Source organism: Phenylobacterium sp., from assembly GCF_035944335.1.
Lineage (GTDB): Bacteria > Pseudomonadota > Alphaproteobacteria > Caulobacterales > Caulobacteraceae > Phenylobacterium.
Genome location: NZ_DASZBG010000099.1, coordinates 1 through 11,788 on the forward strand (window position 1 = coordinate 1; position 11,788 = coordinate 11,788).

Below are 11,788 nucleotides of genomic sequence, written 5' to 3' on the forward strand. Positions count from 1 at the left end.
GGCGGTGCTGAAGTGGAACGAGGCGGCCGGCACGGAGCGCCAGGCCCTGGTCGCCGAGCTGATGGGCGGCGAGGGCCTCTCGGCCTCGGAAGCCGTCCGCCGCCTCGCCACGGGCCTCGGCCTGCCCACCGACCTGAAGGCCATCGGCATCGGCCCCGACAAGTTCCAAGCCATCGCCGAGCACACCATGCACGACGCCGGCGTGCGGGTGAATCCGCGCCCCATCAAGGGCCCGGAGGACATCGTCGAGATCCTGGAGATCGCCGCGGGCTAGCAGAGCCGTACGAGCGCGGCCGGCACAGTCAAGCTTGTCCGGGGCTTGGGACTGGCTTAGCGCCGCCCGTACAGCGCTAGGTGCAGGAGGAGCCAGCCGATTGCTGTAGCTGTCCCATACGCAAGCCCACCCACAATTGTGTTGAGCGTTCCGAACGGCGCCATGAGCGCCGCACCGGCGATAGCGCCAAGAAGGGCAACAAGGCCCCGGCGGACTGGCATCGAGATGCCCCGCCCGCCGGTCCAGGTGAATGCAAGCGACAGGAGAGCTGAACCCGGAACAGTCCAGAGCAGCGTCATCGCCCCAAGTCCCGACATCGCGCGAAGGTCAAACTCCGTCCAACCACCTTGCAGCGCCACGTTCAGGAGAACAGTGCACACAGCGCTGCCGAGCACGGCTGCTCCAAGCCAGAGCGATAGACCTCGGGCAGTTTCCATGGCTCGACCTTAAGGCGAGCAATTTTTCATTTCCACCCTTGTGGGACACTCGGAGCGTGCTGTTTGCGGGCAGTCGTCCCGACCGCGTCCTATCCCAGCAGCCACTGCGCCAGGGCCGGGATCGCGGTGCGGTCCTGGATCATGAACAGGTGGCCGCCGTCGAAGACCTGCAAGGTGGCGCCGGGAATGCGGGCGGCCATGCGTTCCTGGGTCTCCGGAAGCGCGATGCCGTCGTAGCGGCCGGCGGCGATCAGCACCGGGCAGGCGATCTGGGGAAGACGCTCCCACGTATCGTGCGCCGCGCGGGCTTCGAGCTGGCGGTGCGCGCCCATGGCGTGGCCGGGTTCTCCCGCGAAGGGATCGGCCGCGGCCATCTCGATGAACTGGGCGTAGGTCTCCGGATGGGCCCTGGCCCAGGCCTCGTCGCGGCGGGTGTCGGAGATCGGGATCAGGTAGCGGGCGCGGGCCTCGCCCTTCAGGTGCTCGATCTCGTGGAACGGGAAGGACGCCCCGCCGACCCCGCCCGGCGAGGTGCAGGCCAGCACCAGCTTCGTCACGCGCTTCGGATGCCTGAGCGCCAGCTCCTGGGCCACCATGCCGCCGAACGAGACGCCGATGACGAAGGCCTCATCCCAGCCCTGGCTGTCCATCAGCGCGGCGGCGTCGTCGGCATAGTCGGCCATCGAATAGGCCGCGTCCGGTTTCTGCGTCTGGCCGAGCCCGCGCTGGTCATAGGCCAGCACCTCGAAGGACTTCGGCAGCGGGCCGTCGAAGACATTGGGCTTGTTGCGCAGGTCGCCGCCGGTGCCGGAGATGAACAGCAGCCGCGGGCCGGAGCCGGCGCGCTCGAAATGGATGTCGATCCCGTTGGCGCGGGTCCGCGGCATTCAGGCCTCCGCCTTGGCCTTCTTCTTCGCCCCGCCCTTCGCGCCGCCGCGGCCGCGCGCCGGCTTCTTCGAGGGTCCCTTGGCCTCGCGCTCGGCGATCAGCTTCAGCGCCTCCTCCAGCGTCAGGGCCGCCGGGTCCGTCCCCTTGGGAATGGTGGCGTTGGTCGAGCCATGCTTGACGTAGGGCCCGTAGCGGCCGGCCAGCACCTTGATCGGGGCGCCGTCGGTGGGATGGGCGCCGAGGTCCTTCAGGGAGGTCGGCTCGCCGCCGCGCCGGGCGCTCGCGGCGCTGCGCTTCTCGGCCAGCAGGGCGACGGCGCGGTTGACGCCCACGTCGAAGACTTCCTCGGCGGTGGACAGGTTGGCGTAGGTCCCGGCGTGCAGCACGAACGGCCCATAGCGGCCGATGCCGGCGACGATCATCTGGCCATCTTCCGGATGCGGGCCCACGTCGCGCGGCAGCCTGAGCAGCCGCAGCGCCTTTTCAAGGTCCATGGCCGCCGGGCTCCAGCCCTTGGGCAGGCTGGCGCGCTTGGGCTTCTCGCCCTCGCCGAGCTGCACATAGGGCCCGAACCGGCCGGCCTTCAGGAAGACCATTTCGCCGGTCTCCGCATCGAGGCCGAGTTCGCGGTCGCCGTTCTCGTTGTCGCCCTCCTCGGGCGCGCCGAACGGCCGCGTATAGCGGCACTCGGGATAGTTCGAGCAGCCGATGAACGGGTTCGAGCGGCTGAGCTTGAGGCCGAGCCGGCCCGTGCCGCACTTGGGGCAGACCCGGGCGTCGCTGCCGTCGAGGGTCGGGGGGAATAGGTAGGGGCCCAGCAGGCCGTCCAGCGAGTCCAGCACCTCGCGGGTGCGCAGCTCGCTGATCTCGCCGACCTTGGCGTTGAACTCGGCCCAGAAGTCGCGCAGCAGCACCTTCCAGTCGAGCTGGCCGGCCGAGACCAGGTCGAGCTTCTCCTCGAGGTCGGCGGTGAAGTCGTACTCCACGTACTTGGCGAAGAATTCCTCGAGGAACACCGTCACCAGGCGGCCCTGGTCCTCGGGCACGAAGCGGTTCTTCTCCATCCGCACGTAGGACCGGTCGCGCAGGCGCTCCAGGATCGAGGCGTAGGTCGAGGGCCGGCCGATGCCGAGCTCCTCCATCTTCTTGACGAGGCTCGCTTCCGAATAGCGCGGCGGTGGCTCGGTGAAGTGCTGGTCGGCGCGGGACTGCAGCACCTTGGCCGCAGCGCCCTGCACCACTGGGGGCAGCTTGGAGACCGCTTCCTCTTCTGGGTCGTCGCGACCCTCCTCGTAGACCGCCAGGTAGCCGTCGAAGAGGGTGACGTCGCCGGAGGCCCGCAGCGCCGTTTGCCCGTCGCTCGACTCCAGGTCGATGGTGGTCCGCTCGATGCGGGCGGATTCCATCTGCGAGGCGATCATCCGCTTCCAGACCAGCTCGTAGAGCCGGCCGAGATCGCCATCGAGGCGCATGCGGCCGGGATTGCGCGCCAGGCTGGTCGGCCGGATCGCCTCGTGGGCCTCCTGGGCGTTCTTGGCCTTGGTGGAATAGAACCGCGGCTTCTCCGGCACATAGTCCTTGCCATAGAGCCCGCCGATCACCTCGCGCGCCTCGTCCAGCGCCTCGGGCGCGGTCTGCACGCCGTCGGTCCGCATATAGGTGATCAGGCCCACGGTCTCGCCGCCGATGTCGACGCCCTCATAGAGCTTCTGGGCGGCCTGCATGGTGCGCTGCGCCGAGAAGCCGAGCTTGCGCGAGGCCTCCTGCTGCAGGGTCGAGGTGGTGAAGGGCGGCGGCGGCGAGCGTCGGGCGGGTTTCTTCTCCACCGCGGCCACCGTGAAGGTCGCGGCCTTCACCGCGTCGCGCGCGGCGAAGGCGGAGGCCTCGTTGGCGAGGTCGAACTTGGAGAGCCGTTTGCCCTCGTGCTTGGCCAGACGGGCGACGAATGGGTCGGCGCCGGAGGACACATCGGCCTCGACCGTCCAGTATTCCTGGGTCCGGAAGGCCTCGATCTCCAGCTCGCGATCGACCACGAGCCGAAGCGCCACCGACTGAACACGCCCGGCCGAGCGGGATCCCGGCAGCTTGCGCCACAGGACCGGCGACAGGGTGAAGCCCACCAGATAGTCCAGGGCGCGGCGGGCCAGGTAGGCGTCGACCAGCTCCATGTCGATGTCGCGCGGGTTCTTCATCGCCTCGGTCACCGCCGAGCGGGTGATGGCGTTGAACACGACCCGCTGGACCGGCATGTCGCGCAGCGCCTTCTTCTGGCGCAGCACCTCCAGCACGTGCCAGCTGATCGCCTCGCCCTCGCGGTCGGGGTCGGTGGCCAGGATGATGCAGTCGGCCTTCCTGGCGGCCTCGGCGATGGCGGCCAGGTGCTTGGCGCCCTTGCCGTCGACCTCCCAGCTCATGTCGAAGTCTTCGTCGGGGCGGACCGAGCCGTCCTTGGCCGGCAGATCGCGCACGTGGCCGTAGGAGGCCAGGACCGTATAGTCCGGACCCAGGTACTTGTTGATGGTCTTGGCCTTGGCCGGGCTCTCGACGACGACGACGTTCATACTGATGGGGAAAGGTCCTTGTGGGGCCGGCGCCCGGCGCCCTTGGGAGGGCGAAAAGAGCCGGAAGGTGGGGGCGGCCCCCCGGGCCTGTCAACGCCCCTAAGCTGGGCTGTAGCGCGAGCCCCTTTAGGGGGCTCTTTTTTTCCGGGCCCGGACAGGCGAAGGCCGGCGACCCCTGCGGGCGCCGGCCTTCTCACTCTTTATAAGTGTCGGGCGTTCAGCCGGCCGGGGCCGGCTGCGGCTGGCGGCGCGGCATCTTGGACATGGCGTCCTTGCAGCCGGCGCTCGCCTTGTCGGCGTTCTGGCGCAGGCACATGAAGGCCTCGCGGCCTTCCTTGCCGTCGCACAGCGTCTTGAAGTCGGCGGCGCAGGCCGCGCGCATGGCCTGCCGGGCGGCGACCATTTCCGGCGACGGACCGGCGCCACCACCGCCCGCGGGCGGTTCCTGGGCGAAGGCGGATCCGCCGACGGCGAGCGCTGCCAGGGCAGCCAGAATGCTCAGTTTCATAGAGAAGCCTCTCGTGGAAAGTCCCATCCCAGGCTAGCCGCCCATTGCGGCGGCTTTGTTTCCGGCCTGAGACGCCGTCTGCGTCAGGCCGTCGCGACCAGGCCGCCGGGCAGCAGCTCCGCGCGCCCCGCCAGCGACAGCTCCACCAGCGCCGCGAACACCGCGGGAGCGGGGGCTCCGGTCGCGCGCACCAGCTCGTCGCGCGACACCGGGGTGGGCGAGAGCAGGGCGGCCACAGCGTCACGCAGCCGCTCGTCGGGTTCGCCGCAGCCGTGGGCCGGGCGATAGGGATCGGCGTCGGGCTCGCGCAGGGAGCCCAGCCCCTCCAGCGCGCGCAGCACGTCCTCGGCGCCCTCGCAGATCGCCGCGCCCTGGCGGATCAGGTCGTTGGTCCCCCTGGCGCGCGGATCGAGCGGCGAGCCCGGCACGGCCAGCACCTCGCGGCCCTGCTCGGCGGCCAGGCGGGCGGTGATCAGCGAGCCGGAGCGCAGTTCGGCCTCCACCACCACGACGGCCCGCGACAGGCCCGAGATGATCCGGTTGCGGCGGGGGAAATCGCGGGCTGTCGCCGCGCGGCCGGGCTCGTTCTCGGAGACCGCGCAGCCGGTCTCGACGATGCGTTGGTACAGGCCGCCGTGCTCTGGCGGATAGACATCGTCGACGCCGCCGGCCAGCACCGCCGCCGTGCCGGTCGCCAGCGATCCCTCGTGGGCCGCCGCATCGATGCCGCGCGCCATGCCGGAGACCACAATATAGCCGGCCTGGCCGAGGTCGGCGGCCAGGCCGCGGGCGAACCGCTGGCCGGCCGCGCTCGCCACCCGCGCCCCCACAATGGCCACGCCCGGCCGCTCCAGGAGCTCAGGCTTGCCGCGCACCCAAAGCACCGGCGGTGGCGGATCGACGGCGGCCAGCACGCTGGGGAACTCGGCCTCGCAGGCGCAGAGCAGACGGGCGCCGAAGGCGGCGCCGGCCGCCAATTCGGTCTCGATTTCGCCCTCGCTCGGGACGCGGATGGCGCCCGACCGGCCGCCGCGGCGCGCCAGCTCCGGCAGGGCGGCGAGCGCCTCGACGGCGTCGCCATAACGGCGGATCAGTTCGCGGAAGGTGACGGGGCCGACGTTCTCGGTGCGCGCCAGCCTGAGCCACGCGCGGCGCTCGGCCTGCGAGACGGCTCGGCTCACGCGGCGGCCTTCTTGTCAGCCCCGATCCGCGGCTCCTCGCCCTTCAGCAGCCGGCGGATGTTGGGGGTGTGGCGCACATAGATGAGGATCGCCATGAACAGCGCCAGATAGGCGATGGGCGCCGGCCGGTTCACGAACGGCAGGAAGACGAACGCCGGGGCCAGCGCCACCGCCGTCAGCGCGGCCAGCGATGAGATCCGGAACAGCACGGCCATGACGATCCAGGTCGCGCCGGCCAGCAGCCCCACCGGCCAGGCCGCCGCCAGGAGGGTGCCGAGGAAGGTCGCCACGCCCTTGCCGCCCTTGAACCTGAGCCAGACGGGAAACAGGTGGCCGAGGAAGGCCGCGCCGCCGGCCAGCGCCGTCAGGACCGATTGCGAGGCGAGGGGCGAGTCCTGGGTGGCGAGCCAGGCGATCAGCACCGCCAGGGCGCCCTTGCCGCCGTCGCCCAGCAGGGTGATCGCCGCCAGGTCCTTGCGCCCGGTGCGCAGCACATTGGTCGCCCCGATGTTGCCGGAGCCGACGGTGCGCACGTCAGGCGCGCCGCCCAGCCGGGTGGCGATGACCCCGAACGGGATCGAGCCCAGCAGATAGCCGCCGACCGCGGCCACCGCGATCTGGACGAAACTCAACCCCTCGAACATCGTACGCGCTCCCCCGTTCTTCTTAGGTTCTAGCTGCGGCCGGGGGCTCCGTCATCAGTGAGATGTTCGATTTGCCGCTCATCCCGCGGGATGAGCGGTCTACAATTCCGCCGACAGCGCCGCCTTGATCGCGGCGATCCGCGCCTCGTCGCGGCGGTAGAAGGTCCACTGCTTGATGCGCTTGGGGGTGACCAGGCCGGCCTGCACCAGGATGCGCATGTGCTCCGACAGGGTGGGCTGGGAGACCCCCAGCTTCTCGGCGATCAGCACGCCGCAGACCCCGTCGTCCACGAGGTCGCCGTCCACCTGCGGCCGGAAATGGGCGCGCGGATCCTTCAGCCATTCCAGGATCTGCAGCCGGCGCTCGTTGCCCAGCGCCTTCAGCGGTTCGACAATAGACATTGCCAGTTGGCTAAGTCCCGATACTCTATCTCCAAGACCTAGCCGGAGGATGCCAGATGGACAAGGTCATGGACCGCTACGACATCGATACCGATGCGGTGATGTTCGCGGGGAACGAGGATTTCGACATCGGGGCGGTGGGCGCGGCGCAGACGCCCTGGTGGAACCGCACGCTGTGCGCCGTCAACGATACGTGGGTGCGGCTGGGCGTGCTGGAAGGCGACTTCCACTGGCACAAGCACGACGACACCGACGAGTTCTTCATGGTCCTCGAAGGCCGCCTCGACATCGAACTCGAGGACCGCACCGTCAGCCTCGGCCCGCAGCAGGCCTTCACCGTGCCCAAGGGCGTCATGCACTTCCCGCATGCCCGCGGACGCGTCGTGGTGGTGATGATCGAGCAGGCCGGGGTCGTGCCGACGGGCGACTAGCCGGAGCGCCCCTGGCGCGGCCTCCGCAGGACCGCTAGTGATCGCGCGGCGGCGGCGCGCCGCCTGGCGATGGGGGACCGGCGGGCTTGGCCTCTGAGAGCGTTGAAGCGGCGGTCGCCGAGGCCCGGCGTCTTGCCGCCCTGCAGGACGAGCACGAGGGCGCCAACCTGCAGGCCGCCGCCGATCGGATCCTCGACCTCCTTCCCCGCCTCGGCGACGCCGAAAAGCCGGTGGCGGCCCGCATCCTGTGGCGCACCGGCCTCTACGAGGCGGCCGCCGCGCTCGGCGACCTGGCGCAGCTGGGCCGCTACAGCGCCCTGCACGACGACGGGCTGCAGCTCCTGCCGCTGTTCTCGCGCGTCGAGACCGACGCCGACCGCCTGGAGCTGCTGCATCAGCATCGGCTATGGGGCGAGCGCCTGGAGGCCCGCGCGGCGGCGCGGCCGATCGCGCGGCCGGCGCGCTCCGCACGGACGGCAGGGGCGCCGATGCGGCTGGGCCTGCTGTCGTCGGACCTGCGCCGTCACGTGGTCGGCTACTTCGCCCATCCACTGTTCAATCACCTGGACGCCCGCTTTCAGCTCTATGCCTATTCCTCCCATCGGGCCCCGGCGCAGGCGGCGCAGCAATGGTTCGCCTCGCGCTGCGCGGCGTTCCGCATCCTGCCGCCCGACGACCGCGAGGCCGCCGAGGTCATCGCCGCCGACGACCTCGACATGCTGATCGATGTCGGCGGTCCCACGGCGGGCAATCGGCCGGGCGTGCTGGCCCATCGCCCCGCGCCGAAACAGGCGAGCTGGCTGGGCTATCCCCACTCGCTCGGGCTTTCGGCCATCGACCATATGATCGTCGATCCCTACCTGCGGCCATCGCGGCCTGAGCTGATGATCGAGACGCCGCTGTCGATGCCCGCCAGCTGGGTGGCCATGTCGCCGGCCGCCTTCCAGGCCGAACCGGCCCTGCAGCCCGCCGCGCCCTGCGAGCGCGCCGGCCGGATCACCTTCGGCACGGCCAACGATCCCTACAAGTTCAGCCCGCGGCTGCTGGCGACCTGGGCGCGGATCGTCGCCGCCGTGCCGGGCTCGCGCTTCATGATCGTGCGGCCCGAAGCCGGCGCCGCGGCGTTCCGCGACGCCATGGTCCGCCATTTCGCCGCGCAGGGAGTCGAGGCCGCACGGCTCGACTTCCGCCCGGTGCGCGGCGGGGTCAGAGCGCTCTACGGCGAGATGGACATCGCCCTCGACACCTTCCCGCTGACCGGCGGCGCCACCACCTGCGAGGCGCTGTGGATGGGCGTGCCCACCGTCAGCCTGGTGGGCCCCGCGCTGTTCGAGCGGCTGGGCTGGTCGATCCTCAACAACGCCGGCTTGGCCGACCTCGCGGCCACGACCGTCGAGGACTATGAGCGAATCGCGGTGGATCTCGCCGGCGATCCCGCGCGGATCGCGGCCCTGAGGCGAACGGCGCGCGAGCGGGTCCTGGCCCATCCGCTGGGCGCGCCGCGGCGGTTCGCGCGGGATTTCTACAACCTCGTCGCCGGCGCGCTCGCCGCCGGCTGACGCCCGGGCGTCAGGCCCGATAGACCGTCCGCCCGTCCACCACGGTCATCAGCACCTTGCCCTGCAGGCGGCGGCCGTCGAAGGGCGAGTTCTTGGACTTCGACGTCAGCTTGTCGGCGTCGATGACCACCGGCGTATCGGGGTTGCACAGCGCCAGGTCGGCGGGGGCGCCCTTGGCCAGGCGTCCCGAGGCCATGCCGAGCAGGTCGGCGGGCGCCGAGGTCACCGTGCGGATCAGGTCGATCAGGGGGACGCGGCCGTCGTGGTGCAGCGACAGCAGGGCCGGCAACAGGGTCTCGAGACCCACCGCGCCGGGCGCGGCCTCGTCGTAGGGCAGGCGCTTGTCTTCCGCGGGCGCCGGGGCGTGGGCCGAAACCACGATCTGGATCAGGCCCGAAGCCACGGCCTCGATCACCGCCTGGCGGTCGTCCTCGCTGCGCAGCGGCGGGTCCAGCTTGCAGAAGGTGCGGTAGTCGCCGATGTCGATCTCGTTCAGCGACAGGTGGTTGATCGAGGTGGTCGCGGTCACCGGCAGGCCGCGGTCGCGCGCCCGCTTGAGGCTCTCCAGGGCCGCCGCCGTGGTCACCTGGTCGACGAGCAGCCGCGCGCCGGTCAGCTCGACCAGGGCGAGGTCGCGCTCCAGCATGATCTTCTCGGCCATGGCCGGCGCGCTGGGCAGGCCCATGCGCGAGGCGAACTCGCCCGACGTGGCCGCAGCCCCGGCCGACAGCCACGGGTCGGCCGGCCGATGCGCCACCAGCACGCCGAACGCCTTGGCGTAGGCCAGCACCCGCTGGAAGACCTTGGAATTGGCGATCGGCTTGTCGGCGTCGGTGACATAGACGCAGCCGGCCTCGGCCATCAGGCCGATCTCGGCCATCCGCTCGCCGTCGCAGCCCTTGGTCGCCGCGCCGGCCGGGAACACCTTCACCAGCCCGATGTCGCGCGCCCGGCGCAGGATGAAGTCCACCACCGAGGGGTCGTCGATCACCGGGTGGGTGTCCGGCTGCACCACGATGGTGGTGACCCCGCCCGCCGCCGCGGCCAGGGCCGCCGACTTCAGCGTTTCCTTGGTCTCCGAGCCCGGCTCGCCGGTCTTGACGCGGATGTCCACCAGGCCGGGCAGCAGGATCGCGCCCTTGCCGTCGACGACCTCGACGTCCTTCGAAAGCTTGCCGAGGTCGCCGCCCCTGGCGACGTCGGCGATCACGCCCCCGACGACCATCACCGCGCCCGGGCCGTCGTAGCCCGAGGCCGGATCGACCAGCCGCACATTGGTGAAGGCGAGGGGGCGGCTCATCGGTCGTTGTCCAGCCGGGCCGCCAGCGAGGTCAGCACCGCCATCCGGGCTGCGACCCCCATCTCCACCTGATCCTGGATCAGGCTGACGCTCAGGTCGTCGGCCACCTCGCTGTCGATCTCGACGCCGCGGTTCATCGGCCCGGGATGCATGACCTTCACGCCCGCCGAGGCGCAGGCCAGCTTCTCGCGGTCGAGGCCGTAGAAACGGAAATATTCGCGCTGCGAGGGCGCCATGACCCCGTCCATGCGCTCCAGCTGCAGGCGCAGCATCATCACCACGTCGCATCCGGCGATGCCTTCGCGCATGTCGTGGTGGATCGCCGCGTTCCAGCGCTCGGCCTGCGGCGGGATCAGGGTCGGGGGGCCGACGAGGCGCACCTCGGCGCCCAGCATCTGCAGCAGGCTGATGTTCGAGCGCGCCACCCGGGAGTGCAGGATGTCGCCGCAGATCGCCACCTTCAGCCCGGCGATCCGCCCGAAGGCGCGGCGCATGGAGAGCGCGTCGAGCAGCGCCTGGGTCGGGTGCTCGTGCTGGCCGTCGCCGGCGTTGATCACCGAGCAGGTGACCTTCTGCGAGAGCAGGGAGGCCGCCCCCGACGAGGAATGCCGCACGACCAGGAGGTCCGGCTGCATGGCGTTGAGCGTCACCGCCGTATCGATCAGGGTCTCACCCTTGGAGATCGAGGAGGCGCGCGGGCTCATATTGACCACGTCGGCGCCCAGCCGCTTGCCGGCCAGTTCGAAGGAGGACTGGGTGCGGGTGGAGTTCTCGAAGAACAGGTTCATCAGCGTGCGACCCTTCAAGAGGTCGAGCTTCTTCGAGGTCTGGCGGTTGAGGGCGACGAAGCCGTCGGCGAGGTCGAGGAGGTTGGCCACCTCCACCTCGTTCAGGTCCGCGACGGATAGGAAGTGCCGCTTCGGAAACGAGAAGGTCCTTTGCAGGACCTCGTTCAAGCCAGGCGGCGTGGTGCTCATCAAAGCGCCGTCTTAGGGGAGTGCGTCCCTGAAGCCAAGCGCCATCGGATCGGGCTTTGCTCTGGGCGCGGCGCGCCCCATATCAGCGGCTCGGTTCATCAGGGGGATATTTCGTGAGCGTCAATCTCTTCACCTTCGTCGGTCTCTACAGCCAGGGCCTCACCACCCTCGACCACGTGCTGAACAAGGGCGCCGAGCTCGCCAAGTCCAAGGGCGTGTCCGAGGCCGACATGCTGGAGTGGCGCCTCGTCGACGACATGAATCCCTTACGCTTCCAGGCCCGGTCGGTGATCAACTTCACCCGCTCGTGGCCCTCGCGCGTCGCGGGCCTCGACATCCCCGCCGACATCGCCTCGGACCTCGACCTCGCCGGCCTGAAGGCCGCCATCGCCGAGGCCAAGGCTCACCTGGCCAGCCTCGGCGCGGCGCAGTTCGACGGCCGCGACGAGGTCCCGCTCACCGTCAACCTCGGCCAGATGGAGGCCACCCTGCCGGCCGGCCAGTGGCTCGCCGGCTTCGCCACCACCAACTTCTATTTCCACCTCTCCATGGCCTACGCGATCCTGCGCCAGCGCGGCGCCGACCTCGGCAAGCGCGACCTGTTCGCGGGCGGGCTGTAGGGGCAG

At 70.5% G+C, this 11,788-nt stretch carries 11 protein-coding genes and 1 pseudogene; 4 read left to right on the plus strand and 8 right to left on the minus strand.

Annotation, left to right across the window (positions count from 1 at the left end):
* Window positions 1-274: pseudogene (locus tag VGT80_RS16175) on the plus strand (iron-containing alcohol dehydrogenase); the annotation flags it as partial.
* 526 nt (window positions 275-800) lie between these two features.
* Here VGT80_RS16175 and VGT80_RS16180 read toward each other — a convergent pair.
* The 6 genes from VGT80_RS16180 to VGT80_RS16205 form a co-directional block, all read right to left on the minus strand.
* Complete coding sequence (locus tag VGT80_RS16180) at window positions 801-1,598, minus strand: alpha/beta hydrolase (protein WP_327457610.1); 798 nt, start codon at window positions 1,596-1,598, stop codon at window positions 801-803.
* On the minus strand, window positions 1,599-4,160 hold the full coding sequence (gene topA, locus VGT80_RS16185) for a type I DNA topoisomerase (RefSeq protein WP_327457612.1): 2,562 nt from the start codon (window positions 4,158-4,160) through the stop codon (window positions 1,599-1,601).
* 217 nt (window positions 4,161-4,377) lie between these two features.
* On the minus strand, window positions 4,378-4,668 hold the full coding sequence (locus VGT80_RS16190; RefSeq protein ID WP_327457614.1) for a hypothetical protein: 291 nt from the start codon (window positions 4,666-4,668) through the stop codon (window positions 4,378-4,380).
* A gap of 83 nt (window positions 4,669-4,751) precedes the next feature.
* Window positions 4,752-5,849, minus strand: coding sequence for a DNA-processing protein DprA (gene dprA / locus VGT80_RS16195; RefSeq protein WP_327457615.1), 1,098 nt, complete (start codon window positions 5,847-5,849; stop codon window positions 4,752-4,754).
* The gene (gene plsY, locus VGT80_RS16200; RefSeq protein ID WP_327457617.1) at window positions 5,846-6,493 is read right to left on the minus strand and encodes a glycerol-3-phosphate 1-O-acyltransferase PlsY; all 648 of its coding nucleotides are present in this window, start codon (window positions 6,491-6,493) and stop codon (window positions 5,846-5,848) included. Before plsY ends, dprA begins: the two co-directional genes overlap by 4 nt.
* A gap of 99 nt (window positions 6,494-6,592) precedes the next feature.
* Complete coding sequence (locus VGT80_RS16205; protein ID WP_327457619.1) at window positions 6,593-6,895, minus strand: metalloregulator ArsR/SmtB family transcription factor; 303 nt, start codon at window positions 6,893-6,895, stop codon at window positions 6,593-6,595.
* A gap of 56 nt (window positions 6,896-6,951) precedes the next feature.
* On the opposite strand from VGT80_RS16205, the gene VGT80_RS16210 reads away from it, so the two are divergent.
* Entirely contained in the window at window positions 6,952-7,326 is a 375-nt protein-coding gene (locus VGT80_RS16210) for a cupin domain-containing protein (protein WP_327457621.1), read from the plus strand.
* Window positions 7,327-7,412: 86 nt separating this feature from the next.
* Window positions 7,413-8,885 carry a hypothetical protein gene (locus VGT80_RS16215; RefSeq protein WP_327457623.1) on the plus strand — a complete coding sequence of 491 codons (1,473 nt, stop codon included), beginning with the start codon at window positions 7,413-7,415 and terminating at the stop codon, window positions 8,883-8,885.
* A gap of 10 nt (window positions 8,886-8,895) precedes the next feature.
* Here the strand turns inward: VGT80_RS16215 and pyrC are convergent, their stop codons facing one another.
* The gene (gene pyrC, locus VGT80_RS16220) at window positions 8,896-10,185 is read right to left on the minus strand and encodes a dihydroorotase (protein WP_327457625.1); all 1,290 of its coding nucleotides are present in this window, start codon (window positions 10,183-10,185) and stop codon (window positions 8,896-8,898) included.
* Window positions 10,182-11,162 (minus strand): aspartate carbamoyltransferase catalytic subunit, encoded by a 981-nt coding sequence (locus tag VGT80_RS16225; RefSeq protein ID WP_327457626.1) that lies wholly within the window; start codon window positions 11,160-11,162, stop codon window positions 10,182-10,184. Before VGT80_RS16225 ends, pyrC begins: the two co-directional genes overlap by 4 nt.
* A gap of 113 nt (window positions 11,163-11,275) precedes the next feature.
* Between VGT80_RS16225 and VGT80_RS16230 the strand changes: the two genes are divergently transcribed.
* Complete coding sequence (locus VGT80_RS16230; RefSeq protein ID WP_327457627.1) at window positions 11,276-11,782, plus strand: DUF1993 domain-containing protein; 507 nt, start codon at window positions 11,276-11,278, stop codon at window positions 11,780-11,782.
* Window positions 11,783-11,788 lie beyond the last annotated feature (6 nt).

Bases quoted from the DNA above. Each gene is read 5' to 3' on its own strand.
- VGT80_RS16180 (WP_327457610.1), bottom strand. From the start codon at position 1,598: ATGCCGCGGACCCGCGCCAACGGGATCGACATCCATTTCGAGCGCGCC.
- topA (WP_327457612.1), bottom strand. From the start codon at position 4,160: ATGAACGTCGTCGTCGTCGAGAGCCCGGCCAAGGCCAAGACCATCAAC.
- VGT80_RS16190 (WP_327457614.1), bottom strand. From the start codon at position 4,668: ATGAAACTGAGCATTCTGGCTGCCCTGGCAGCGCTCGCCGTCGGCGGA.
- plsY (WP_327457617.1), bottom strand. From the start codon at position 6,493: ATGTTCGAGGGGTTGAGTTTCGTCCAGATCGCGGTGGCCGCGGTCGGC.
- VGT80_RS16205 (WP_327457619.1), bottom strand. From the start codon at position 6,895: ATGTCTATTGTCGAACCGCTGAAGGCGCTGGGCAACGAGCGCCGGCTG.
- VGT80_RS16210 (WP_327457621.1), top strand. From the start codon at position 6,952: ATGGACAAGGTCATGGACCGCTACGACATCGATACCGATGCGGTGATG.
- pyrC (WP_327457625.1), bottom strand. From the start codon at position 10,185: ATGAGCCGCCCCCTCGCCTTCACCAATGTGCGGCTGGTCGATCCGGCC.
- VGT80_RS16225 (WP_327457626.1), bottom strand. From the start codon at position 11,162: ATGAGCACCACGCCGCCTGGCTTGAACGAGGTCCTGCAAAGGACCTTC.